Source organism: Neobacillus drentensis, from assembly GCF_036962765.1.
In the GTDB taxonomy this organism is placed as follows: Bacteria; Bacillota; Bacilli; order Bacillales; family Cytobacillaceae; genus Neobacillus; species Neobacillus drentensis_C.
The window spans coordinates 52,872-77,311 of record NZ_JBALOS010000027.1 but is presented as its reverse complement, the minus strand read 5'-3'; the positions used below and the strand labels follow the sequence as shown (position 1 = coordinate 77,311).

Below are 24,440 nucleotides of genomic sequence, written 5' to 3'. Positions count from 1 at the left end.
TTTTATCAGTTTTTCATATTTTTTCGACACAATTCTTTTAAATGAGTCAAAATACATGCAATCCGAAAAGGGATTAATGAAAAAAGATCACTATACAATCGTGACCCTTTTTCTATATTGATTATTTATTTTTTCCTAAAATAAAAATAGGCTCTAATTCACCATTTTCATATAAAAAAGATAAAGCTGTTATGGGGACATGACCGTTTGCAAAAAAGCTCATAGCCATTTGTGCCATCACATCATAACCTCGATCGTTTCGAATATCAGCAATAATTAACACATCCTGATGTGGAACAGCAAGCACCATTGTTCCCGTAATCTGCTTCCCAACTTCATTTAAGAAAACTTTGTTTAAGATCCTGCTTGCATCGTATCCATCATTGGTGTTAAGAAAGTAAAAGCTATTGCCGGCGACCTGATCCTCTTTTAGCGGAGTGGAAAGTGATCTTACATTAAATAAAGCTATTTCTCTAATCCGCGATGCTTCCCAGCCTTCTTTTGCCATGATACGTGAGTCGATTAACCGATAGGTATTCCCTTGATCATACGCATAATAAATTTTTGTTTCCGCAGTGTGCTCGTCTATTAAGAATGGCACGCCCTCTTCTGCTTCCGTTGGGAAAGAAGAGGAGCGAATAACGGGGAAGATTTTTTTCTCATGATCGGTTAACTGAACTGCGTCTTCCATCGCATGCAGCCCTTCTTCGATATAATAAACGACTTCATCGATAGCTTTTTCTTTTTCGACATGCCATTTGGCAATTATTCCTGGTAGAGCAACAGTTATCCCCTTGCCTGAGAGTTTGCTTTCAAATCGCAGTTGATCTTTTTCCCGATCATATGAGATTACCCGATCTTCACCAGCCAAGCGTCTTTCTAATTCTGCTTTCATTTTTCTACTATCCATTTTCATTTTGAATCCCTCCATCTTAGGAGCTGCCAAGTCTATTTTACATGAAAAACCCCCCATCTCAAAGTGATGGAGAGTTACTTCCTTTTATTTTAAACCTGAAATAAAATTTTCTATTTCTTCTTGTGTTTTTCGGTCTTTACTTACGAATCGCCCTAATTCGTTTCCATTTTCAAAAGCAATAAAGCTTGGTATTCCAAAAACATCCAATTGCTGGCATATCTCAATAAACTGATCTCGGTCTACATGAATAAAGGTATACTCATTAAATTTGGATTCGATTTCTGGTAAAACTGGCTCAATAACGCGACAATCTGGACACCAGCCTGCTGAAAACATAAAGATGGTTTTTCCATGATTGTGCAGTTGTTCAAATTGTTCTACTGACTCTAAATTCTTCAAGTTCAACGCCTCCGTTTGAATCTTTACGTTTTTAATTCTTCTTTTCAAATCATAACAGTCCCACTTAGGTACAGTCCAATCTTTTGCACCAAACGTTTCCAGATAGGATACCCTTACTCTATTTTTTAGCGGCTGGAATAATAGGTATATTGCCCCACTAAGAGCTTCATAAGATGGGTAAACATATCAACCCGATTGATGGATCCACTGGTAAAAATCCCAACTGCCCCTTCATGCTTGCTTACATTTTGCATTTTGGCGTAATCATCCATTACTGGACCCAACTCTTCTCCAGCTCTCAGTCTGGCTGCAACTTCCTCAGGGAGAAGGATTCTAGCTCCTCCTGCAATAAACGGTTCTCTCTCGTTTGTTGCAAGTGCTCCCCAGTTACAGATGAGCAATCCAAAGCTCGTTTCCTGAACACCGCCCTCAAGACCAATCCCAATATCGCCATTTCCCTGTTTTAATGCACCCACTGCCCGATTAATTGCCCCTTTAATGGTTTCATCATCTGAAAACGGCTGTTCATTAACACCAGATGGGATATCTAAGTCCACAAACTCATGCTGATCAGAAAAACAATTTTTCACTGCAGAAATTTTAGCTGGGTTCTTCGATCCAATGATAATTTTCATGATGCAATGTACTCCTTTTGAAATGGTAAAGGGAGCATAAAAATGCCCCCTGAAAATATCAACTGTTAGCTTTAATCGTATCTACCGTTGTTTTGTCACAAGCTCTAACTAGTTTAACAATTAGTTCTTTAGCTGCAGCATAATCATCCACATGAACGATAGAGGCATGGGTATGAATATAGCGTGAACAAATACCGATAACGGCACTTGGAATGCCTTCATTAGATTGATGAATTCTACCTGCATCCGTTCCACCCTGTGAAACAAAATATTGATATGGAATGTTATGTGATTCTGCCGTATCCAGTACAAACTCTCTCATTCCGCGATGAGTAACCATTGTGCGGTCTAGGATGCGGAGTAATGCCCCCTTCCCTAATTGACCAAACTCATTTTTATCGCCCGACATATCGTTAGCTGGGCTTGCATCTAGAGCAAAAAAGATGTCAGGGTTAATCATATTAGCGGCAGTTTGTGCACCCCGTAACCCCACTTCCTCTTGAACTGTGGCCCCTGAATACAAAGTATTTGGCAATGTTTCATCTTTTAATTCCTGAAGTAATTCAATAGCTAAACCACAACCATAGCGGTTATCCCATGCTTTTGCTAATATTTTTTTCGGGTTGGCCATTGGTGTAAATGGACAAATTGGCAGGATGGCCTGACCTGGCTTGATCCCTAAGCGTTTTGCATCCTCACGGTCATCTGCACCGATATCAATCAGCATATTTTTAATTTCCATAGGTCTATTACGCTTTGCATCGTCTAATAGATGTGGTGGTATCGACCCAACGACACCAATAACAGGACCATTATTTGTCATCACTTGAACACGCTGGGCAAGAATAACTTGACTCCACCATCCCCCAAGCGGCTGGAAACGAAGCATCCCATTATCGGTTATAGCTGTCACCATGAAGCCTACTTCATCCATATGACCTGCTACCATGACAGTTGGCCCGTTGTCTGCTCCTCTTTTTACCCCGAAAATGCTGCCCAGATTATCTTGAATAATTTCATCTGAGTATTGAGATAATTGCTCCCTCATAAATTTTCTTACCAAATGTTCATTACCAGAAGCACCGGGAAGTTCTGTTAATGTTTGAAAAAGCTTTAAGGTTTGATCGTTCATTTTTGAGGCTCCTTTAGGTTTCTCAGTTTGTTTATGTACACATTTTAATTTTACAGAACTTTGGTTTCTCTTTCCATCAATTGAATTTAATATTTGTAATAGTATGTTCCTATCGGTAAATACGATATACTGAGAAGAGAATCCTATCTTTTCCAAATTTATCTTTTGGAGGTCCTGTTATGAATTGGAAATCGTTTCTCCTCGGTGCAGCGGTCGGTTTGATTGGAGGATATGCTGCAAAAGAAATTATTAATAGTAAAACCAATGTTTCACCTGAAAAGGTATTAGAACAGGTAAAAAAACAATTTACTAAGAATGGACCCATCAACGGTTCATGGATACATATGGAAGCAGAACCGTATGAAAAGCAGCAAATTAATTACAGTGTCTATAAAGGCGGTATTTCTAAAAATAATAATGGTACAACAGAGCAATTTGAATTCATCGCCGATGCCCATACAGGTACTCTTTTGGACGTGCGGACATTGTCCAGCGATCTTGTTTCATAGTGAAAATAGCCGAACCTAAAAGGTTACGGCTATTTTTAAAGCTTATTTTTCCCTTTTAATACTTTCGATTATTTGCTTTCCGTCCGCATCCCATTTCACTGCCCGGTAAAAAGCATCATGATAAAAACTGAACCACGCGTTATTATTCAATCCATAGGGCAACAATTTTTCTTTAGCGGTAATCGAGGTCATTGGATAATCATCATAGGCCATCACCCACAAAACGGGTTGATGTGCGTGAGTTGCCATCAGGTCAGCCATATGAATTAACATTTCGCCAGCATCCTCGACAATCAAGATCGAATGTCCTTCACTATGACCGCCAGTATGGATCATCGTTAACGCCCCAAAGTTCCATTTTTCTTCAAAAGGCACTACCTGGGTCTCAATCGCTTCCCAGTTTTCTTTCCAATATGTATTTTTCGACCGAATATTCGGATTACGCATTTCGTCCCATTCGACTTGTGAAGTTATAATTCGAGCATTAGGAAAGGCAGAAACGTATTGTCCGTTCTTCAGGTTTGTCAGGCCGCCGGCATGGTCAAAATGCAAATGAGTCATCAAGATATAGTCGATGTCTTCTGCTTTTAAACCAAGCTTCCTTAATGATTCATCCAACTCTGATTCTCTCGTTACACCATAATTTCTTAATTGCTTTTCTGATAATTTCCCTTTACCAATACCAGTTTCTACTAAGAAATTTTCCCCATCCATTTGAATTAAAATCGGATCTGTTGGTAGTTCGATTTGATTTTTATCATTGTGAGGGTATTTTTTCGACCATAATCCTTTCGGAACAACCCCAAACATGGCACCTCCATCTAAATTTGTTACTCCTCCAGATAACCACGTCAGTTTGACATCGCCAATTTTAACTGTTTCCAACGATTCTTCCCCCTTTGTGTCTTTTCTATATTTTAACATTGTCTGATTAGGAGGAAAAATAAAAAAGAACAGCTCAACAAATGAACTGTCCACTAAGTTAGTTTTGATATTTCACTTCACAACGATAAATGCGACTTCCCTTTTCAGAAAATTTCTCTTCATACTCCGTCATGATGTTACCTTCATAATCACTTTTATGGAGATCTAGACTGATAAACGTTAATAATAATCCATACTCTGAAAAGCTTATTAAAGAATGTTCAAACAAACCTTGATTGTCCGTTTTAAAATGGATTTCTCCACCGTCAACCATAATATCCTCATAAGTCTTTAAAAAATCCTTATAAGTTAATCTTCTTTTTCTATGACGAAATTTTGGCCATGGATCGGAAAAGTTCAAATAGACCTGATTGACATCATTTTTGGCAAAGTATTTAGGTAAATCCACTGCGTTTACATTAAGAAGTTTGAGGTTTGGTAAATTTGCTTCGATTAACCGTTCCAAAGCAGTAATAATGACACTATCGTATAGTTCAATGCCAATATAATTTATCGTTGGATTTGCTTTTGCCATTTCGGTTATAAATTGACCTTTTCCTGTTCCCACCTCAATATGAATTGGTTGATCCTTTTCAAATACTTCATGCCATTTTCCTTTAAATTGTTCAGGATTAGGGACGATATATTGCGGATGTTGCTCTATTTTTTCCTTTGCCCAAGGTTTATGTCTAACTCTCATTTTTGACACTCCTAATAATAATATTGTTCATTACATATTATGCACCATTTTACCTTCCAAGTTTAACTTTATGGAAATAAGATAATGCATAAACAAAAAAAGAATTCACAACCTAACAGTGTGAATTCTTGTTTTTAAATAACACTTGAGAGGGTGTACATTCATGCCATTAAGTCATGATGACCAAGTTACCTTATTAAAAGATATATTAAACAATCATCAAACAGATTGCTGCGGGTCCGTTGCCGAATGCGAACAATTAGAGCGCTTAGTGAAATCCCTAATGGTAAATACACAGGTTGATCAAAATGTTAAGAATATCTTACAGGATGTATATCAATACAGCCAACATGGAGTTGGTACGGATGATTTAGATCAACATATTTTATCTAACCAAGCAAACTTATCAAGCTGGGTAAGTGATATTGATCAATTTTCCTGATTTAGAGAATTTCATCTAGAAATTTTATCCATTTGTTCATTTCTTCCAAGCGATTTTTATTTTTATACCATTGAATTGAAGAAAGCGTCTGAATGGTTACATACCATTTCATTCGCAACTTTAGGTCATCGGTTAGCTCTTCGCCGTACATGCTTAACCAATCCTGCCAATTCTCTTGTGGAATGTACCAATAAAGGAGCAATCCTAGGTCTATAGCGGGGTCTGCAATCATTGCCCCGTCCCAGTCAATCAAGTACAACTGGTTGTCTTCTGCAAGCAGCCAGTTGTTATGGTTTACATCACCATGACAAACGACTTTTTCATCGCAATAGACGTTTAATGCTTCCTTTTTTAAAAAGCTCAAGGCTCTTTGCGTTTCAGGCAATGAAAGTACCTGCTCATCTAACTCGTTTACCACCGATTCCAATATGGGTTCGGGATGTAATGGAGAGTTTTCGATCCGGCTTAACATACCCAGCATGGGCTCTGAGCAATGAATCTTCTTTAACAGTCTTGCCACGAGTTCTTGATTCATTTCTGACGGCTTTAGTTCTCTACCGGGAAGCCACTGCTGTGCAGTGATCACGTCTCCACTTTCCAACCTCTTTGTCCAAACAAGTTTTGGGACAATGCCTTCTGCTGATAGGACAGCAAGGAACGGAGACGAATTCCGCTTCAAAAAAAGCCTTTGGTCTTTATATTTTGCATAAAAGGCTTCACCTGTTTTGCCTCCAGCAGGGGTAATTTCCCACTCTTGTCCTAGTATATGATCCAAAATTGCTCACCTTCAATTTATGCCGTTCTAATGGGCTTATTCCCCTTATATAAGAGGTATAACCTGCGCTGCCGGAAGGTCTTATATTACCACAGTTTCATCAACAGCTTTTATTTTTTAGAAATAAAAAAAAAGCTATTGAAACCATTGCACACAATAGCCATCTTATTAAATTTTATCTCGGATTACCTTTTTTCGTCAAGTACATCTGCAGAAACTATTTTTTTAGCAAAACATTAATGGAAACAGGTTGGATACATATTTCATTCCCCTGCAAGACTCGCTTGCCTGTTATTCCCGCATAATCATGATCTACTAAGACAGCCCAATCCCCTTCTGGTACCGTTATCGCTTGCTTTTTTAAGGTGGGATTGATGAGGAAGATTATTTCATTATCATCCCTTTTAAACCAATATCCCAATAGTGGTGACGCTAATGGTAATTGGCGTGTATGTGCACATATCTCAGCAGAAGTTCTCATTCGGAAACAAGAAAATTCCTTACGAACTTGTATTAGTCCTTTAATATATTTTACGTTATCTTTATATATACTCTTTCTTTCCCAGTCAAGTTGATTTATTTCATCAGAAGAACGGTAACTATTTCCATCACCTTTTTTTGTCCGAAAAAACTCTTGCCCACTGTGAAGAAAGGGGATTCCTTGGGAAAGCAAAACAATCCCTGTGGCAAGACGATGATATTTCATTCGTAAAGAATCATCATTATCCGGGAGACATGCCAGAAGTTTATCCCACATTGTATGATTATCATGACATTCTACATAATTCACCGACTGAAAAGGTTCATTAAATGCACCCGACCCCTGTTTCGTAAAGCCGATACTGCCCGTTATAACCTCATTTGCTGCCTCCTTGTAATGTTCATTTCCTAAGGCAAAACCTTTATCAAACAAGTTAAAGGTATTACCTTTTATAGAATCACGAAATTTATCATTGAATTGAGCTATTTGCGGCATTTTTGCCTGATTTGCGATTGTTGCTTTCTTTTCTACAGGGAGCGGTGTGTTAAGACTCCATCCTTCACCGATAATAATCGTTTGCTTTGATTGTCTGTCGCAAACTTTCCTTACTTCTTCCATGGTTTCTACATCCAAGATTCCCATTAAATCAAAGCGAAATCCATCAATATGATATTCCTCCAGCCAATATTGAATCGAATCGACGATAAATTTTCTGACCATCTTGCGTTCCGAGGCAATATCATTTCCTACACCAGTCCCATTCGAAGGGAGTCCAATCTCGTTATGACGAAAATAATACCCCGGAACCACCTTCTCAAATGACGAAGTCTCACGAACATAGACATGATTATATACCACATCCATAATTACTCGGAGGCCAAGACTATGAACTTGATCAATTAGCTTCTTAAGCTCGTGGATTCTTGAATATGGATCTGCAGGATTCGTTGAATAGCTGCCTTCAGGAGCATTAAAATGGAGAGGATTATATCCCCAATTATAGTCATGATTCCTTTGTAATTCATCTATACCTGCAAAATCATGGAAGGGTAAGAATTCGATATGTGTAACACCCAGGTCTTTTAAATAAGCTAATCCTGTGGGTTCTCCATCCATCCCTTTTGAATGATGCTCGCCTGCACCCAGATACAGTCCCTTATTCATTACACCACTGTTTGGATGAATCGTAAAATCCCTAATATGTGATTCATATATGATTGCATCCACTGCATTTTCAATAGCAGGTAAGTTGGGGCGTGGCCTTTGTGTTTTTTCAAGTCTCACAATGACTCCAAGTTCACCATTGACGGTCACGGCTTTTGCATAAGGATCCACTGCCTCACGCCATTCTTGATTCACTAGGATAAGAAAACTATATTGATAGAGCTCCAAATCCCGGTTTAAAGCAACGGACCATACGCCGCAATCTTCTCGCTTCATTTTTACAATTTCTGAAAAACTGCTATTAGATGGACGTAACTTCAATTTAACCTGAGTCGCCGTGGGTGCCCAAAGCTTAAACCAGGTCAAATCTGCTTGAAAAGTAACTCCGAGGTCATTACCGTCATAATAGAATTTCTCATCAAAGGCGTCCGTTCGAATCACGGCACCAATTTGGAGGTCTGTTTTCCCGCCATGTTCATCAATAATCATATATTGTTTTTCAAAAGAATAATCCTTTGATAATTCACAAATATATTTCATTTTATTATCGATTTGTCTCTTCTCAATGATTTTCAAAGGATGTTCTTGAAAATCATTCGTCATCGAAAAGGAGGATGATAATCCGTGATGATAAGAAAGAGGAAGAAGAATCGTAATGATCTTCATCTCATCTAGATAGGCAAAGAAATTTCGGTCAGTAGCAATCATTCGAGTCCCTCTCTTTCATCTCCACTTCTTCCGTATGTTTTCTTCTCGTTAACACCTCCAGAGCGCTTGCTTGAAGGTCTATATTTAATGGTGTAAATCCGATATGCTCTCCATCAGCATGAACAAAAAGTTTGGTAGGTGAATGGATGGAAACATTCCTGCCCTTATATGTTTTCACTTCTTTAAAATGGATATGCTTCCCCCAAAATACACTAATAAAAACAAGCAGCAGTTTCCATCTTGATAATTGATGGACCACCGTTATATCAAAAAGACCATCATCCGGCTCAGCCAACGGGGCAATTTTCATACCACCGCCATAATACGGTTGATTGGAAACCGTTACAAACCATGTTTGTTCAAATATATGCTTTTTCCCGTCAATTGATAAATCAATTGTTGAGGTTTTATAAGTAAATAATTTTTTTAACAAAAAATAAACATAAACCATCCTGCCCATCCCAAGTTTATTTAATAATGCCTTCATCCACGATTGATTAACTTCATAAGAAATCATCGCATCAAACCCTGCACCCATGTTGTTTATAAAGTAGTGCTCTTTGGAATCAGCCAATGTAATTTTCCCAACATCGATGGGCAAACCCTTTTGTTTCCCCAGACGAAGAATGACTGCTATTGCTTCGAGAGGATCGACAGGAATTTGAAAACCTCTTGAAAAATCATTTCCAGATCCCCCAGGGATAAATCCAAGTGTAAGATGACAATCATCTACTACTCCATTCATCACCTCATGCATGGTTCCATCTCCACCAACAGCAATAATGATCTTTTGCTCTGGATTCTTTAATGCAATTTTGCTTGCGAGTTCCTTTGCATGTCCGGGGTATTCGGTAAAGAATGCTAGGTACGAAACCTGGTTCCCTCTTAGTTGATGTTCCACTCTCTTCCATATCTTAAAGCAATGACCGTTGCCTGCTTTAGGATTAATAATAAAGTAAATTTGTTTCATAAAACCAACCTTACCTTTATTTCATTTTATGTTTTGGTGCTTGTTAAAGGATATATTTTTATCGCTTCATACTTTGGTGTTTTGTTTAGGTGTGTTTGGTATAGCACAACATCACCGGCTGTAAATGAAAGGGGAGCTGGCTGAATTTCTTCCCAAAGAGCTAGCATTTCGTTTTGGAAAGGTTGTTCCCCTATCCACTTTCTAGCAAGTGTGATATGGGGACGAAAGGGTCTTGTTTCCAGTTGAAACCCTGCCTTCTCGCAAGCTGAAAACACCTTTTTTCTGATGGTATATAAATGATTGCTTTCCTCAGTATCCGCCCAAAAAACACGGGGAGAAGTAACACTGCCGAAAAATCCAAGTTTGTTTATTTTCAGTGTTAATGCCGTCTCATTTCTAAGAACCGTTTTGACGTTTTTATCGGCTTCTGCAAGTTTGTCGGGCGGGGAACTGCCCAAAAACGCTAAGGTAATGTGGAGATCCTGATCATGAACCCAACGGCTAAAAAGGGTCCTTTCCTTTATTTTTTCCATATGCTCTTTCATGACTAATTTTGTTTCATCTGGTATTCTGACCGCAAAGAAAAAATGGGATTGATGTTCCATTGTTATGTTCCCTTCTCTAGATAATTCTAGTCTATTTTGTCCTAATTGTATCTAGTAGCAGACAGACTATTAGCCGATTTTTTTACAAAGAGTTAAAATTTATTTAATATTAGATAAGAAACTTAGTAATCAGTAAAAATGGAAAGGACGGTCCCCATGAAAGTAGTCAACAATATTGCAGAATTAATCGGAGATACACCATTCGTTAAATTAAATCGCTTAGCACCTAAAAATGGGGCATCGGTCTATTTAAAGCTTGAGTACTTTAATCCAAGCAAAAGCGTGAAAGACCGAGCTGCTTTTAATATGATCCTTGAAGCAGAAAAGGCAGGAAAATTAGTACCTGGTTCAACAATAATTGAGCCGACAAGTGGAAATACAGGAATCGGCCTCGCCATGAATGCCGCAGCACGCGGCTATAAATCAATTATCGTGATGCCAGATACGATGACACAAGAACGAATCAGTATCTTAAGAGCTTATGGTTCGGAAGTTGTCCTTACACCTGGGGATGAAAAAATGCCAGGTGCCATAAAAAAAGCACTTGAATTAGCAAATGGCATTCCAAATAGTTTCGTCCCGATGCAATTTGAAAATCATGCGAACTCCGATGCCCACCGATTGACTACCGCTGTAGAAATCATCGAGGCGATGAAGGAAATTGGGAAACCGCTCACAGCATTTGTTGCCACAGCTGGTACAGGTGGGACCATTACGGGTACAGGAGAAACGTTAAAAGCCCATTATGAAAATATAACAATTCACGTTGTTGAACCAAAAGGCTCACCTGTTCTATCAGGCGGGAAACCGGGTAAGCACAAACTTGTTGGGACCAGCCCAGGATTTATTCCAGCTATTCTGAACCAGAATGTCTATGATGAAATCCATCAAATCAATGATGAAGATGCCTATGATATAGCGCGTCGATTAGCAACTGAAGAAGGAATTCTAGTCGGACCGTCCTCGGGAGGGGCTTGCTTTGCTGCATTAGAAGTAGCGAAACGGTTAACTCCTAATGATGTCGTTGTTTGTATTGCTTGCGATACGGGGGAACGGTATTTATCGAGTGATTTGTTCCAGTTTTAAAAATATGGCTGTGTTATACATGGATCTTGATTTCCTCTTCAGGCACTTCGTTTTCCGTGGGTGTTGCGGGGAGCCTCCTCGTCGCATCGCTCCTGTGGGGTCTCCCCAGCCCCGTACTCCCGCAGGAGTCTCGCGTCTCGCGCCTTCCGCTCCAATCAACATGGCTAAATTATCTATAATAACTTTTAATACAACCTAATAAAAAAGACGTGGACACTTGAACTATAACCCGAATAATGGACACTATTAAAAAAGTCCGTTATTCGGGTTTTTCTGTGTCCATTTCACAAAAACCCGTTTATAATCATTTCAATGATATGAGCGGAGGACAAAAAATGAGTAAAATTATTTTCAATGAAATTCAAATGAAATTACTTGAACAGAACCCTAATGTACAACATGTATCTGATCGATCTATTTCCTATAAACCGGAGTTTAAGGTGGAAGCGGTTAAGGAGAATTCAAATGGTAAAGGTCCTGCTCAAATCTTTATTGAAAAGGGATTTGACTTAGAAATAATCGGGGCAGATAAACCAAGGAAATGTTTAGATCGCTGGAGGAAAACTTATGAGCAGTTTGGTGAGGATGGTTTCTTCACAGAACGACGAGGAAAAGGAAGTACAGGGAGACCGTCTTCCATGCCCCTTTCGGTGGAGGATAGCCTAAAAAAGCTGAAGCACGTATTAAATACTTAGAAGCAGAGCTTGAATTCTTAAAAAAGCTAGACGAACTCGAAAGGCAGGCGAAGAAGAAGAAAAAGTAACGACCTCAGAAAAGTATATGCTTATCGAACAAACTATTCGTAAGTTTAGTCTTAGCCATATGGTGAAATTCCTCTGCGAGAAAGCAGAAGTTGGTCGAAGTGGATATTATGCTTGGTTAAAGGCTGAAAGCAAGCGGTCTGAGCGAGAAGAAAATGATTGGAAGGATTATGAGTTAATTAAGGAAATATTTGTTAAGAAAAAGGGTTTCGCTGGGGCTTTAACAATTAAGATGATTTTAGAGAATGATTATTTTGTAGAGATGAACCATAAAAAGATTCGTCGCATTATGAGAAAGTATAATTTAGTAGCGAAACTCCGCCAGATGAATCCTTATAAACAAATGGCCAAAGCTACTCAAGAACATAAAACCCTGCCTAACCTATTAAATAGGGAATTTAACCAAGAAGAACCTGGGAAAGTACTATTAACTGATATTACGTATGTGTTTTACGGATCTTCACAACCTGCCTATTTGTCATGTGTAAAAGATACTTCTACTAGGGAAATTGTGGCTTACCATTTGTCCAAAACCTTAAAAATGGATCTGGTGTATACAACATTGGATAAGCTCTCTGTCGCACTTAATGGTCACGTCCATCCAGAAGCATTGATACACTCAGACCAGGGGTTCCATTACACGCACCCAGAGTTTCAAAAAAGAGTGAAAAAGATGGAACTTATTCAGTCGATGTCCCGTAAGGGAAATTGTTGGGATAATGCCCCAATGGAATCATTCTTTGGGCATTTTAAGGATGAAGTTGACTATTCTTCATGCGAAAGCTTTGAAGAATTACAAGAGTTGGTAGGTAACTATATTGAGGAATATAACAATAGCCGTTATCAGTGGAGCCTAAATAAAATGACTCCGGCACAATACCGAAGTCATTTATTAGCAGCATAAACGTCATGGTCTTTTTTTTAGACTGTCCATTTTATGGGTCACAGTTCAACTTCTGTGTTCACGTCTTTTTTTCTAATTTAGGATTTTATCTTTAAGTGCTCCACATTGTTTTTCAATTTCTTGCTCAAATAATTCCTGCAGACTTTTTGTAATAGGACCAGGAAAACCATCCCCCACACTCTTCCCATCCACCTCAATAATTGGCATCACCTCTGATGTAGTGCTTGATAGGAACACTTCATCTGCATCAAAAAGTTCATTGAGGGTGAATGTTCGTTCCTCAACAACAATGTTATTCCTTGCACAAATCTGCAGGATAACATCTTTTGTAATTCCCTTTAATATCAAGTTGTCCGATTGATGTGTAATAACCTTACCATTTTTAACAATAAAGATATTCGATGAACTTCCTTCCGTCACATCCAGGCTGCGATGTTGAATGGCTTCATAGGAGCCAACTTCAGCCGCTTTTTGTTTTGCTAATAAATTTCCTAGCAAATTCAAACTTTTTATATCACAGCGCAGCCAGCGAATATCTTCTGTAACGATTGTTGTTACACCCGTTTTTAGACTCTCTAATGGTCTAACTGCTTCTTTCGTATAGGCTACTAAACTCGGCCTTACATCTTCCGTTGGAAAAGCATGATTACGAGGTGCGACCCCTCTGGTAATTTGCATATAAATCGTCCCTAACTGAAGATTATTTTTCTCAACAAGCTCTTCAAGTAATTTCGTAAACTGCTCCATCGTAAATGTGAGTGTGATGCCAATACTCTCTAAACTTTTCACAAAACGATTAAGATGTTCCGTTACTGTGAACATTTTTCCGTTATAGACACGGATGACCTCGTAGACCCCGTCCCCAAATTGATAGCCACGGTCTTCCACATCAACCTTTGCCTCTGAACGTTCAATCATTTTCCCATCCAAGATTGCATATTTCATTCTCCATCTCCCCTTATATCTATATTATTCATTCATCGCCAGTTCATAAATTGCTTGAGCGTAAATAGCGGTTGCTTTCAGTAAATCATCAATATACATATATTCATCCTTTTGGTGGGCGATATCTGGTCTGCCTGGAAATAATGGTCCAAATGCGACCCCAGCTTTTAGGGAACGGGCGTATGTTCCTCCTCCGATCGCGATTAACTCCGCTTCGTCTCCTGTTTGTTCTTCATAAACTTTTTTCAGTGTTTGAATTAGGAACTCCTTTTCATCGACATGATGTGGTTTTGAGTCAGAAAAATTCTCTATCATAAATCCCTCATTACGCAAAAGATCATCCAGTTTTTCTTTGGTGGATTCCATTTTATTTGTAACTGGGTACCTGCAAGTCATGCCAATACTTCCACCCGATTCATCGGAGTAAAAAAGTTTACCAGGGTTGATCGTTAAGTCGCCGGAAATATCATCTGAATAGGCGATGCCTAGGTTTACCCCTCTTGAATCATTAAAAAAATAGCGGGATACGAAATGGAAATAGTGGGCAGCATTGGCATCCAAGTCCTGTTTAGAAAGAAACTCTGCTAAAAATACCCCTGCATTTATACCGTTTTTCGGTTCCATCCCATGAGCCGAGACACCCTTTACTTCTAAAATGAATTCTCCATTTTCGATTTTGTGATCATGCTCCAGTTGATATTCCTTCATAAAATTCGAAAATTGCTGGACCATTTCTTCCGGGTTTTCCTTAATGAGAAGGGTAGCTGCTGCAAAATCAGGTACCATGTTGTACCTTTTGCCTGAGCTAAAACGTAGAACTTTGGCAGTTGCCTCGTTTTCTCCATGAAGGAATTTTTTTTGAACCATATCAAAATCAGCAATCCCTTTTTCTGCATTAATAATCGGGAAATCTGCATCAGGGGCAAATCCTAAAGACGGCATTTCTTCATGTTTAAAATAATGTTCGACGCAGCGCCAATTACTTTCTTCATCCGTACCGATAATCATTCGGACACGCTTTTTAAGTGGCAAACCGAGTTCTTTAACGATTTTCATTGCATAATAGGCGGCCATTGTCGGTCCCTTGTCATCTAATGCACCACGGGCAAAAATCTTCCCTTCGCGAATTTCCGCACCAAAAGGGTCACTGGTCCACCCATCACCTTCTGGAACCACATCCACATGACAAAGGATGCCAAGCAATTCTTTTCCCTCGCCAAATTCCAGATGTCCTGCCAGGTTCCCCACATTTTTCGGGATAAAACCATCCTTTTCCCCAAGGTTTAGCATGAAATCAAGCGCCTCTTTCACCCCTTTTCCAAGCGGTGCATCAGCAGATGGATTCTCTTCATCTAAAAGACTTCTTATATGTAATAGATCCTGTGTGTCCTTAATCAAAGACTCTTTTCTTTTTTCAACTTCACTCATCCAATCAATCTTTGTCAATTCTGTCCCCCCCCTATAATTGATGAAATCACTTCTATAGTAACAATATCATTATTCCAATTCTGTTATCAATTTTGCTTCAACTTTTTTATCATGCAAAATGATACAAACCAATTTAACTAAAAATTCAAATAATTTGTCATAATCCATACATTATCGCCCATAAGCTATAGTAAGAGTATTGTAAGGGAGGGCGAATATCCGAACAATTTGTGTTAAATTTTGATGATTATTTTGTAAAATAAAGTATATTGGTGGAAATTTTTAAAATTTGTGGTTACAATAAGGGTAGATGGAAGTCATCTACGTATCCACAGTAAACATCCATAAAAAGGAGTTGTCTGCGCGGAAAAGAAAACTACATATTCTTGAAGAGTAATCTTCATACAGGCTGTCGGTAGAGGGATTTAGCCATAGGTTTGAAAAAAGGATAGGGAGTGGTTCTTTGAAACCTTCGACTAACCGGATGTTAAACCGCATCAAATGTATCTACATGTTTATTCGCAATAATGGAACTGTCACAACGCAGGAACTTGTAGAGGAATTTGGTATCACTCCTCGCACCATACAACGAGATTTAAATGTCTTAGCCTACAATGACTTGGTAATAAGCCCAAGCCGCGGAAAATGGACGACTACGCAAAAGAGAGTAAAAATGACTTCATAACAAAAAAAGTAATCACATATGATTTAATAAAAAAAGCACACGAGCTCACGCTCGCGTGCTTTTTATTTGACTAACTTTCAAGGCTGATCATGTACTTGATTAGTGATTTGTTTATATTCTTGTTCACTTAAAATACCGAGTTTCCTAAAAACATATGAATACATGAAAATCCTCCGCTGTAATCGAGGGGTTATGAACATATGCATCATCCTCCTACTTTCTTTTATTATATTCGCCACTTCAAACAAAGTTTCCTTCAACCAAAAAAAATTCTTACAGCTAATATTTTAACCTTTACCAAAATTGACTAAGCATGAGAACGTGATTGACAGATTTCGATAGTATGGTATATTAATATAACAATTACTTTAGCGCTTAAAAGCGTCTAAGCAAAAAAGAGAAGTGGGTAGAGGACATGAAAAATAATCAACAGAATTTACAAAAGGGGCTATTGCCAAGGCACGTCCAGTTTATAGCCTTAGCTGGTATGATTGGTACAGGGATTTTTAAAGGCAGTTCCGATACATTATCGATTGCAGGACCTAGTGTAGTTGTTGCCTATTTAATTGGTGGTTTATTACTTTTTATCATTATGACTGCCTTAGGAGAAATGGCGCTTGCCTTTCCAAACTTAAATGTACAGCATTTAGTATACAAAGCATTTGGATTCCAAGTTTCTTATATCGTAGGATGGCTTTACTGGATCAATTGGATTATTGTAACCGTCGTTGAACTATTGGCAGCTGGAAGTTTTTTGCAATTTTGGTTTCCAACGATACCATTATGGCTGCTAAGTTTCCTTTGCGCCGTTGTCATTGTAGGAATTAATTTAACCCAAGTGAAATATTATGGGGAACTTGAATTTTGGTTTGCAGGAGTTAAAATTATCGCCCTTGTCGCGTTTATCATTTTAGGTTTTTCACTCCTATTTGGACTTATTCCCAGCTCGATTCAGGATCCGCTCGCCAACTATACAGAACACGGTGGGTTTTTCCCGCATGGATTGGGTGGAACGTTCAGCGCCTTTTTAGTGGTGATGTTTTCTTATGGCGGCTCGGAATTAATCGGGATAGCTATAACTGAAACAAAAGATGCCGAGCGAGTGCTGCCAAAAATAATTAAAGGTGCGATATGGCGTGTTATCATTTTTTATATTTTACCTATTCTTATTATTTGTGGACTTATGCCTTGGGACAAAGTTACGGGTGCAGACAGCCCCTTCGTTCAGGTGTTCAGTGCAACTGGCTTACCGGGAGCAGCACATATTATGAACTTTGTTCTATTAACTGCCGTCCTTTCGGCTGCAAATTCAGGAATCTATGCGACATCGAGAACGCTTTTTTCGATGGCACAAAGTGGTGTTGCCCCGAAGGTTCTAGCAAAACTCTCTACAAAGGGAATTCCATTAACAGGAATCATACTTACAAGTGTATGTATACTAGTAGGTGTTTATTTAGCTTATTTAACACCTAGTCAGGTAATCGGTTATCTTATGACGATTCCGGGATTTACCGTTATGTTAATCTGGATCAGTATTTGCGCTGCACAATTAAAACTAAGACCGCTCTACAAAAGTCAACCGGCTTTTCAAGTGAAATGGTATCCATTCACAACCATCTTCGCGATTGTATCTATAAGTGTTATCTTTATTGGATTTGTGTTTAATCCAAATAATCTTATTGGTACATCAGTCAGCTTGGCCACGTTTGGCATGCTAATCATCCTCTCATTTGTTGTAAAAAAAAATGATTTTAAAGAAATTACTGTTTCATAAAACAAGGCTTTGTTGCACTTGCCTGTTGATTTCCGCTCCAATCAACAGGGTGCCAAAACAACAATGAGCTTTAACAGAGATAAATACAAAAAAGGCCATCAACAACAAGTTGGCCTTTTTTGCTTTTTTCAAAGAGAAAGCCTAGAAAAATATTCGATCACATACTGACGAAATTGTTGTCCTGCCTTAGATAAATAACGCCTCTTTGACCAGCCCAGCCCGATGGTCCTTTGGCATTTTGGTTCAATAATACTCAGTTTGTTTGGATAGGGATTCGTCTTATGGAGTAACGAAATTTCCGGAATGAAAGCAATACCTAATCCTTGTCTTACCAATTCCCCAATCACCCCAGGCTCATCCCCTTCAAAAGCAATGTTTGGAACAAATCCTGCCTCACGACAAAATTCATCTGTTACGTTTCTAAACCCGAAACCAGTATTCATACTGATAAATGGTTCATCCTTAACTTCATGGAGAAATATTTTCTCTTTCCCCGCTAGCTGGTGTTCCGGAGGAACAATTAAGTAAATCTCTTCTGTCATTAGAGGTTCCCAAACAATTTCCTCCCCCTCAATCGGCACCGATGAAATACAAAAATCAATCTCAGCCTTTTCAAGCTGACTTTTCATAGAGGATGTTGACTCCAAAACTTGTTGAAATGTAACATTGGGAAATTCCTTTAAAAAAGAACTCAATAAATCAGGAAGTACTCTTGGAATGCTTACAGCTAAGGTAATTTGTGTTTGCCCCTGATGGGCTCTTTCCGCGATCTCTCTTTTCCCCTCATTTAATTCTAAAAACATTCTATTTACTCGTTCTAAAAATAGTTTTCCATAGTCGTTTAGCCTGAGCTGCCGATTTTTCCGATCAAATAATGGAACACCCAGGTCTTCCTCTAATCGGGCTATCGTTTTACTTAAAGAAGGCTGAGCAATTTGAAGTTCTTCAGCAGCTTTGGTCATATGCTCCAGTCTGGCTACGGTCTGAAAATACTGTAATTGTAAAAACTCCATTATACCCCCCCTTTTTCAATAGCTTGAAAGCTACTAATTGATAACTAATTATATATTATACAATATGGCAAAAAGTATTTATCATAGTGGTTATGTAAAAAAATTAAAGGTTAAGGGGTAGTTTATGAAAGGAATTCACTTAGTATTTAGAGATTTAAAGATGATGTGGAACCATAAGCATGGAAGGATTGCTTTAGTGTTTCTATTAATTGTTCCATTAATATATTCTGGTCTCTTTCTCGCAGGTTATTGGAATCCTTATGGGCGTTTAGATCAACTTCCAGTCGCTGTCGTTAATCTAGATCAAGGTGCGATGATGGATAACAAGTCGATTGAAGCAGGTCAGGAATTTGTCAAAAACTTAAAAGAAAACAAGGATCTGAAGTTCTCCTTCCTCTCTGAAAACGCCGCAAACCAAGGTTTAAAGGATGGGAAATATTATATGGTGCTGACAATTCCAAAGGATTTTTCACAAAAAATCAGTACACTAATGGATGAACATCCAGTGCAGGCAAACCTGCATTATAAAATAAACCCGGGAAAAAACTTCGTTGCTTCACAAATAAGTACTACTGCGACGGAAAAAATGAAAACAAAAATAGCGGCCAGCATTACCAAATCCTATGCTGATGGAGTATTTTCAAAGTTTATTGTGTTAGCAGACGGGTTACGTGAAGCCGGCGATGGAGCCTCAAAAATTAATAAAGGAACGGTGGATGCCAAGAATGGAATGATTCAACTTTCAGATGGTGTCCATCGCTTAAATGATGGGGCAAAAAAGCTAGAGGATGGAAGTCAGCAACTTTCCACCGGGCAAGAAAAATTAACGAAAGGGCTTGACGGTTTAAAAGATGGCTCTCACTCTCTTTCGAATGGCATCGAACAGCTTTCACAAGGTCACACAACTTTAGAATCTGGGATGGAACAATTATCTAAAGGCATGCAATCTTTTGTCTTGAGTAGTGAAAAGTTATCCCAAGGTCAAGAAGGAATGAAAGACAAAACCGATCATTTAACAAAAGCTGTAGAACAATTTATTAAACATCATCCTGAGATGCAAGATGACCCGGTCTTCCAACAAATTGCCGCTATGTCAACTGGCCTTTCCAAGGCAGCTGATTCATTGAGCAGCGGGCAAGCCCAACTTGCACAGGGGGCAAATCAATTAGTTCAAAGTCAAGAAAAAGTCCAAGATGGGATGAATAGGTTCGGAAATAAAATGGACGAAGCAGCCAACGGGGCAAAAAAATTGTCTGAGGGCACAATTCAATTTTCCAATGGTTTCTCTCAATGGAAAAATGGTTTTTCCTCTTTAAACACTGGAATTAACGATTTAGCAAACGGCGGTAATAAACTAGATAATGGCACAAATCAATTAGTAGATGGTTTGAGTCAATTGACAGTGGGTTCAGACAAGTTAGCCTCTAAATTAAATGATGCGGCGCAACAAACATCAAGTATTCATAATAATAATCAATTAACTTCAATGTTTTCTGAACCCGTCAAATTAATAGAATCAGATTTATCCGAGGTTCCGAATTACGGCACCGGAATTAGCCCATATTTTCTTTCTTTGGCATTTTATGTAGGAGGAATTATGGCGGCTAACATTCTTCCACTAGGACGCAGACAAGACTTATTGGTCAATGGAACGCAACACTATATAAATAAGCTTGGACTAAAGTACTCGATCGCGTTAATCCAAGTGTTAATTGTCGATTTGGTAGTCCTTTTTGGATTCAAAATCCATGTAGCTAGTGTTCCATTGTTTATTTTATCCAGTGTCATTGTCTCCTTTACCTTCATGACGTTTATCCTTATGTTAGTGACCTTGTTTGGTGTAGTAGGTAAATTTATGGCAGTCACTTTACTGGTCTTACAATTAGCAACATGTGGCGGAACCTTCCCTGGTGAATTGAGTAATCCTGTCCTTAGCAAAATCGGAAGCATTTTACCAATGTCCCATTCGTTACAAAGTTTCCAAGATGTTATATCTCTAGGAAACTGGGCTCAACTTCAACAGCAAATACTAATCTTACTCATCTACCTAGTAATTGCTGGAGTTATTGGATGGGTGACTAGTCATCTTCAACATTCTAAACAATCTGAGGAGCTTTCTTTATAAAAACTAAAAAAGTGATACCCAATAAATAAATGGGTATCACTTTTTTCATTCTTTTTTGTTGTCTGACTTATCCATTTCAGGATGAAGCTGTTTAACTTCTTGATCATCAGATTCAACAAAAAGCCTAAGTGCTGACAATTTATTTTCCCAAAATAGCTCAAAATATTGAAGCCAATCTTTTAATTCAAATAAGGGTTCTGGCTCAAGCTTGTACCTAGTTTCCCTGCCAGCTTTCCGTTCCTTTACCAGTCCCGCCTCTCGTAGGACACGTAGATGCTTTGATACGGCGGTCCGGCTTATCGGAAAGTGTTCACTTATTGCAGTGACAGGCATTTCTTCCTTGCTAAGCAGTTTTAACAACTTTCGTCTTGTTGGATCAGCGATGGCTTGAAAGACATCATGCTTTGCCGATAAAGCTGCCATTTATGCCTCAACATATGCTTGTAATTTTTTGACAAGACCTGCCCAGCCCTGATTCATGTTTTCACGAATTGGAGTATGTGGCGCACCAAATTCAGTTACTTTGTTCGCGTCCCAACCGCTATGGATTAAAGTTAATTCTGTTTTATCATCCAGTTCTTTTAGTTCAAATGTTAGTGTCCAATCTTTCCCCCAATTAAAAGTAAGACGGTTTGGTGGATCAACATGTGTTACCTTACATGGCGACATCCCAAATTGCGCTGCATTTAAATGAAATTCATGACCCTCGATAGGCTGAAGATCATTCGGCATGAACCATGCACCCAATCCCTCTGCTGTCGCTACTGCATCCCATACTTTTGCAATCGGAGCATTATAAACGACTGTATACTTAATATCCTCTAATGTTGCTTGTGACTCGTTACCCATATGAATTGCCTCCTCTAATAGTGATGCGATTATTTCTTAAATTACGAAACCACTTGGTTTCATATAAAAACTATATAACACCTTTTGGTTGCACGTCAAGTGTATCTTTTTTACTTGGGAATGGGATAGGCAGTAAAATAATGCTACTGTATAGATGAAGCAGGAAACCAAATTCTTATAAATCCGAGGTCATGATCATGTTAAATTCTCAATATTTACGAAGAGTTAATTTGAAGAGAGAGGAAATTCCCTCTTTTCATAAATATCCCTTTAATCTGCCCAGTATAAAGACATTTGACGAACTATCCTTTCATCCAAAAGTTACCTTTCTCATTGGTGAAAATGGCATGGGTAAGTCTACTTTGCTTGAAGCGATTGCGGTTGCGCTAGGTTTTAATCCTGAGGGCGGTTCCTTTAATTTCAATTTTTCAACCTATGATTCACATTCTCCACTTGTGGACTACCTTAAAATAATTAAAGGAATTGAAAAGCCTAAGGATGGTTTTTTCCTTCGGGCAGAAAGTTTTTATAATGTTGCATCCAATATTGAGGAGCTGGATAAAGGCGGCGGCGGCCGTAAAGTGATTGAATCCTTCGGTGGAGTTTCCCTCCATGAGCAGTCACATGGTGAGGCCTTCTTTGCTACATTTCTTCATCGTTTTAGCGGAAATGGAATATACCTTTTAGATGAACCGGAAGCAGCCCTTTCCCCACTGCGGCAGATGTCGATGCTGACAAGAATTCATGATTTAGTGAACGATCATTCTCAATTTATTATCGCTACCCATTCGCCCATCATCATGGCATTCCAGATGCGAAGATCCTTGAATTTACAGAAGAAGGTATCAAGGAATGCACCCTTGAAGACACAAATCATTATCGGATTATGAAACAATTTTTTGATGACAAAAATAGGATGCTTCATCATTTGTTAGATACTTAATTTTTCAGATGGAAAAAGAGCGCGGTGACACCCGTGCTCTTTTTATTGGACAATATTTTTTCCATAAAAGATTTCATCCATCTCAATCTTTAACCGCTCCGTAATCTCAATATGTTCTTCAGGGGTTAAAGTATCTTTTGTATATCCAAATAAATAATTATTTAAATCGAATTCGCGTAACTTGCATTTCGTGTGAAAAATATGTTCCTGATAAACATTGACATCAATCATATCGAACAATTCACCAACATTCTCTGGGATATAATTCTGAATCGAATTGATTTCATGGTCAATAAAGAGTTTGTGCCCCGATTTATCCCTTGTAAACCCGCGTACACGGTAATCAATGGTCATTACATCCGTTTCGAACGATCGAATCAAATAATGAAGTGCCTTCAGCGGCGATATCTCCCCGCAGGTAGACACATCGATGTCTGCTCTAAATGTACTAATTCCTTCATCTGGGTGAAATTCAGGGTATGTATGGACCGTGATATGGCTCTTATCTAACTGCATGACCACTGATTCCGGCAACGGTCCTGGAGATTCTTCAAAGGATTCAGATGGTGCATTGGAAACCGGCCCTTCAGAAACTAAAAGCGTCACGCTCGCACCAGCTGGTTCAAAGTCTTGGCTGGCCACATTTAATACATGAGCACCAATGATATCTGAAACATGTTTTAATATTTTTTGGAGCCTGTCTGCACTGTATTGTTCATCAATATACTTTAAATACGCTTCACGCTCATCCCGCGTTTTTGTAAAACAAATATCATACATATTAAAGCTCAACGATTTCGTTAAGTTATTAAAGCCGTGTAATTCAATTGCCTGCTCGTGTGTAAGTTTCATGACAGTTCCCCCTTAGAATTAAGGTTTCCTTTTCAAGTAAATATTATTAAGATACCCATCCAACAACCTTGTTACTTATTATTTTCAAATGTTTTTATCTTATTTATAATTATTATAATTTAATATTTACTTTCAATTAATATATGTTATAATAAATTCAGATAAGATAATAGGAGGAATGCTAAATGACAGTTGAACAAATAATTAACCAACAAATCGCAAATTGGAATGTACTATATACTAAATTACATCGTTTTCACTGGTATGTGAAAGGGCCTCACTTCTTTACCTTGCACGCAAAATTCGAAGAATTATATGAGGAAGCAGCAGCAACAATGGATGAGTTTGCAGAACAATTATTAACGATTGGCGGTCGTCCTGTTGCTACTCTTAAAGAGTATCTTCAACTCGCAACAATTGAGGAAACCAATCAAACTCTTACAGCCGAAGAGATGGTACAAACGATCGTCCATGATTTTTCTTTACTTATTGATGAGTTAAAAGCTGGGATGGAAGTCGCTGAACAAAACAATGACGAAGTAACTAGTGATATGTTTTTAAGCCTAATTGGCAAACTCAACAAACATAACTGGATGTTCCAATCATTCCTACAAGCTTAAATTTATTGTTAACAAAAAAGAAATTTTCAAATAGTTGATTTAGAAACATTGCTGCATGTAAAAGCATATAAATAGACAAAAAAAAGAAAAAACAA

General features: G+C 38.4%; 23 protein-coding genes and 2 pseudogenes. 9 read left to right on the top strand and 16 right to left on the bottom strand.

Annotated features, from left to right (window positions below; translation table 11 throughout):
• Positions 1-121: 121 nt before the first annotated feature.
• From V7137_RS04700 to V7137_RS04685, 4 genes are all read right to left on the bottom strand, one after another.
• Entirely contained in the window at positions 122-910 is a 789-nt protein-coding gene (locus V7137_RS04700; protein WP_335697032.1) for a DUF1444 domain-containing protein, read from the bottom strand.
• 90 nt (positions 911-1,000) lie between these two features.
• A complete protein-coding gene (locus tag V7137_RS04695; protein WP_335696981.1) occupies positions 1,001-1,315 on the bottom strand; it encodes a thioredoxin family protein in 315 nt (104 codons plus the stop codon).
• 125 nt (positions 1,316-1,440) lie between these two features.
• Complete coding sequence (locus tag V7137_RS04690) at positions 1,441-1,950, bottom strand: DUF84 family protein (RefSeq protein WP_335696980.1); 510 nt, start codon at positions 1,948-1,950, stop codon at positions 1,441-1,443.
• Between the two features lie 58 nt (positions 1,951-2,008).
• Positions 2,009-3,082, bottom strand: coding sequence for a M42 family metallopeptidase (locus V7137_RS04685; protein ID WP_335696979.1), 1,074 nt, complete (start codon positions 3,080-3,082; stop codon positions 2,009-2,011).
• A 179-nt stretch (positions 3,083-3,261) separates the two neighbouring features.
• Between V7137_RS04685 and V7137_RS04680 the strand changes: the two genes are divergently transcribed.
• On the top strand, positions 3,262-3,591 hold the full coding sequence (locus V7137_RS04680) for a PepSY domain-containing protein (RefSeq protein WP_218349347.1): 330 nt from the start codon (positions 3,262-3,264) through the stop codon (positions 3,589-3,591).
• Positions 3,592-3,633: 42 nt separating this feature from the next.
• Here V7137_RS04680 and V7137_RS04675 read toward each other — a convergent pair whose 3' ends face one another.
• Entirely contained in the window at positions 3,634-4,476 is an 843-nt protein-coding gene (locus V7137_RS04675; RefSeq protein WP_335696978.1) for a YtnP family quorum-quenching lactonase, read from the bottom strand.
• Between the two features lie 97 nt (positions 4,477-4,573).
• Positions 4,574-5,215, bottom strand: coding sequence for a tRNA (guanosine(46)-N7)-methyltransferase TrmB (gene trmB / locus V7137_RS04670; RefSeq protein ID WP_335696977.1), 642 nt, complete (start codon positions 5,213-5,215; stop codon positions 4,574-4,576).
• Positions 5,216-5,378: 163 nt separating this feature from the next.
• On the opposite strand from trmB, the gene V7137_RS04665 reads away from it, so the two are divergent.
• Complete coding sequence (locus tag V7137_RS04665; RefSeq protein WP_335696976.1) at positions 5,379-5,657, top strand: YtzH-like family protein; 279 nt, start codon at positions 5,379-5,381, stop codon at positions 5,655-5,657.
• 1 nt (position 5,658) lies between these two features.
• On the opposite strand, the gene V7137_RS04660 is transcribed toward V7137_RS04665, so the two are convergent.
• The 4 genes from V7137_RS04660 to thpR form a co-directional block, all read right to left on the bottom strand.
• On the bottom strand, positions 5,659-6,432 hold the full coding sequence (locus V7137_RS04660; RefSeq protein WP_335696975.1) for a phosphotransferase family protein: 774 nt from the start codon (positions 6,430-6,432) through the stop codon (positions 5,659-5,661).
• Between the two features lie 217 nt (positions 6,433-6,649).
• The gene (gene pulA, locus V7137_RS04655; RefSeq protein ID WP_335696974.1) at positions 6,650-8,785 is read right to left on the bottom strand and encodes a type I pullulanase; all 2,136 of its coding nucleotides are present in this window, start codon (positions 8,783-8,785) and stop codon (positions 6,650-6,652) included.
• Positions 8,772-9,755: a diacylglycerol/lipid kinase family protein gene (locus V7137_RS04650; RefSeq protein ID WP_335696973.1), complete on the bottom strand. Its 984-nt coding sequence runs from the start codon at positions 9,753-9,755 to the stop codon at positions 8,772-8,774. Before V7137_RS04650 ends, pulA begins: the two co-directional genes overlap by 14 nt.
• Before the next feature lie 26 nt (positions 9,756-9,781).
• On the bottom strand, positions 9,782-10,360 hold the full coding sequence (thpR, locus tag V7137_RS04645) for an RNA 2',3'-cyclic phosphodiesterase (protein ID WP_335696972.1): 579 nt from the start codon (positions 10,358-10,360) through the stop codon (positions 9,782-9,784).
• A gap of 156 nt (positions 10,361-10,516) precedes the next feature.
• Between thpR and cysK the strand changes: the two genes are divergently transcribed.
• Together cysK and V7137_RS04635 are read left to right on the top strand one after the other, a co-directional pair.
• Positions 10,517-11,446 carry a cysteine synthase A gene (gene cysK, locus V7137_RS04640; protein WP_335696971.1) on the top strand — a complete coding sequence of 310 codons (930 nt, stop codon included), beginning with the start codon at positions 10,517-10,519 and terminating at the stop codon, positions 11,444-11,446.
• Between the two features lie 335 nt (positions 11,447-11,781).
• Positions 11,782-13,111 (top strand): annotated as a pseudogene (locus tag V7137_RS04635) (IS3 family transposase).
• Between the two features lie 72 nt (positions 13,112-13,183).
• On the opposite strand, the gene dat reads toward V7137_RS04635, so the two are convergent.
• Together dat and pepV are read right to left on the bottom strand one after the other, a co-directional pair.
• The gene (gene dat / locus V7137_RS04630) at positions 13,184-14,056 is read right to left on the bottom strand and encodes a D-amino-acid transaminase (RefSeq protein ID WP_335696970.1); all 873 of its coding nucleotides are present in this window, start codon (positions 14,054-14,056) and stop codon (positions 13,184-13,186) included.
• Positions 14,057-14,080: 24 nt separating this feature from the next.
• Complete coding sequence (pepV, locus tag V7137_RS04625) at positions 14,081-15,502, bottom strand: dipeptidase PepV (protein ID WP_335696969.1); 1,422 nt, start codon at positions 15,500-15,502, stop codon at positions 14,081-14,083.
• Positions 15,503-15,947: 445 nt separating this feature from the next.
• Between pepV and V7137_RS04620 the strand changes: the two genes are divergently transcribed.
• On the top strand, positions 15,948-16,169 hold the full coding sequence (locus tag V7137_RS04620) for a DeoR family transcriptional regulator (RefSeq protein WP_218349336.1): 222 nt from the start codon (positions 15,948-15,950) through the stop codon (positions 16,167-16,169).
• A 415-nt stretch (positions 16,170-16,584) separates the two neighbouring features.
• Positions 16,585-17,943 carry an amino acid permease gene (locus tag V7137_RS04615; RefSeq protein WP_335696968.1) on the top strand — a complete coding sequence of 453 codons (1,359 nt, stop codon included), beginning with the start codon at positions 16,585-16,587 and terminating at the stop codon, positions 17,941-17,943.
• A 128-nt stretch (positions 17,944-18,071) separates the two neighbouring features.
• Here V7137_RS04615 and V7137_RS04610 read toward each other — a convergent pair whose 3' ends face one another.
• Entirely contained in the window at positions 18,072-18,956 is an 885-nt protein-coding gene (locus tag V7137_RS04610) for a LysR family transcriptional regulator (RefSeq protein ID WP_335696967.1), read from the bottom strand.
• A gap of 124 nt (positions 18,957-19,080) precedes the next feature.
• Between V7137_RS04610 and V7137_RS04605 the strand changes: the two genes are divergently transcribed.
• On the top strand, positions 19,081-21,081 hold the full coding sequence (locus V7137_RS04605; RefSeq protein ID WP_335696966.1) for a YhgE/Pip domain-containing protein: 2,001 nt from the start codon (positions 19,081-19,083) through the stop codon (positions 21,079-21,081).
• 45 nt (positions 21,082-21,126) lie between these two features.
• Here the strand turns inward: V7137_RS04605 and V7137_RS04600 are convergent, their stop codons facing one another.
• Together V7137_RS04600 and V7137_RS04595 are read right to left on the bottom strand one after the other, a co-directional pair.
• Positions 21,127-21,504, bottom strand: coding sequence for an ArsR/SmtB family transcription factor (locus V7137_RS04600; RefSeq protein ID WP_335696965.1), 378 nt, complete (start codon positions 21,502-21,504; stop codon positions 21,127-21,129).
• Entirely contained in the window at positions 21,505-21,930 is a 426-nt protein-coding gene (locus V7137_RS04595; protein ID WP_335696964.1) for an SRPBCC family protein, read from the bottom strand.
• A gap of 191 nt (positions 21,931-22,121) precedes the next feature.
• Here V7137_RS04595 and V7137_RS04590 point away from each other — a divergent pair.
• Positions 22,122-22,873, top strand: a pseudogene (locus V7137_RS04590) (AAA family ATPase).
• Between the two features lie 42 nt (positions 22,874-22,915).
• Here V7137_RS04590 and speD read toward each other — a convergent pair.
• Entirely contained in the window at positions 22,916-23,725 is an 810-nt protein-coding gene (gene speD / locus V7137_RS04585) for an adenosylmethionine decarboxylase (protein ID WP_335696963.1), read from the bottom strand.
• Between the two features lie 185 nt (positions 23,726-23,910).
• Here speD and V7137_RS04580 point away from each other — a divergent pair, with 185 nt between their 5' ends.
• Positions 23,911-24,345, top strand: a complete 435-nt coding sequence (locus tag V7137_RS04580; protein WP_335696962.1) for a Dps family protein — start codon at positions 23,911-23,913, stop codon at positions 24,343-24,345.
• The last annotated feature ends 95 nt before the right edge of the window (positions 24,346-24,440 follow it).

Excerpts from the sequence above, each read along its gene's own strand:
- V7137_RS04600 (WP_335696965.1), bottom strand. The coding sequence starts at position 21,504 with ATGGCAGCTTTATCGGCAAAGCATGATGTCTTTCAAGCCATCGCTGAT.
- V7137_RS04680 (WP_218349347.1), top strand. The coding sequence starts at position 3,262 with ATGAATTGGAAATCGTTTCTCCTCGGTGCAGCGGTCGGTTTGATTGGA.
- V7137_RS04690 (WP_335696980.1), bottom strand. The coding sequence starts at position 1,950 with ATGAAAATTATCATTGGATCGAAGAACCCAGCTAAAATTTCTGCAGTG.
- speD (WP_335696963.1), bottom strand. The coding sequence starts at position 23,725 with ATGAAACTTACACACGAGCAGGCAATTGAATTACACGGCTTTAATAAC.
- V7137_RS04580 (WP_335696962.1), top strand. The coding sequence starts at position 23,911 with ATGACAGTTGAACAAATAATTAACCAACAAATCGCAAATTGGAATGTA.
- dat (WP_335696970.1), bottom strand. The coding sequence starts at position 14,056 with ATGAAATATGCAATCTTGGATGGGAAAATGATTGAACGTTCAGAGGCA.
- pulA (WP_335696974.1), bottom strand. The coding sequence starts at position 8,785 with ATGATTGCTACTGACCGAAATTTCTTTGCCTATCTAGATGAGATGAAG.
- V7137_RS04615 (WP_335696968.1), top strand. The coding sequence starts at position 16,585 with ATGAAAAATAATCAACAGAATTTACAAAAGGGGCTATTGCCAAGGCAC.
- V7137_RS04665 (WP_335696976.1), top strand. The coding sequence starts at position 5,379 with ATGCCATTAAGTCATGATGACCAAGTTACCTTATTAAAAGATATATTA.
- V7137_RS04700 (WP_335697032.1), bottom strand. The coding sequence starts at position 910 with ATGGATAGTAGAAAAATGAAAGCAGAATTAGAAAGACGCTTGGCTGGT.
- cysK (WP_335696971.1), top strand. The coding sequence starts at position 10,517 with ATGAAAGTAGTCAACAATATTGCAGAATTAATCGGAGATACACCATTC.
- thpR (WP_335696972.1), bottom strand. The coding sequence starts at position 10,360 with ATGGAACATCAATCCCATTTTTTCTTTGCGGTCAGAATACCAGATGAA.
- V7137_RS04650 (WP_335696973.1), bottom strand. The coding sequence starts at position 9,755 with ATGAAACAAATTTACTTTATTATTAATCCTAAAGCAGGCAACGGTCAT.
- V7137_RS04685 (WP_335696979.1), bottom strand. The coding sequence starts at position 3,082 with ATGAACGATCAAACCTTAAAGCTTTTTCAAACATTAACAGAACTTCCC.
- trmB (WP_335696977.1), bottom strand. The coding sequence starts at position 5,215 with ATGAGAGTTAGACATAAACCTTGGGCAAAGGAAAAAATAGAGCAACAT.
- V7137_RS04595 (WP_335696964.1), bottom strand. The coding sequence starts at position 21,930 with ATGGGTAACGAGTCACAAGCAACATTAGAGGATATTAAGTATACAGTC.
- V7137_RS04605 (WP_335696966.1), top strand. The coding sequence starts at position 19,081 with ATGAAAGGAATTCACTTAGTATTTAGAGATTTAAAGATGATGTGGAAC.
- V7137_RS04610 (WP_335696967.1), bottom strand. The coding sequence starts at position 18,956 with ATGGAGTTTTTACAATTACAGTATTTTCAGACCGTAGCCAGACTGGAG.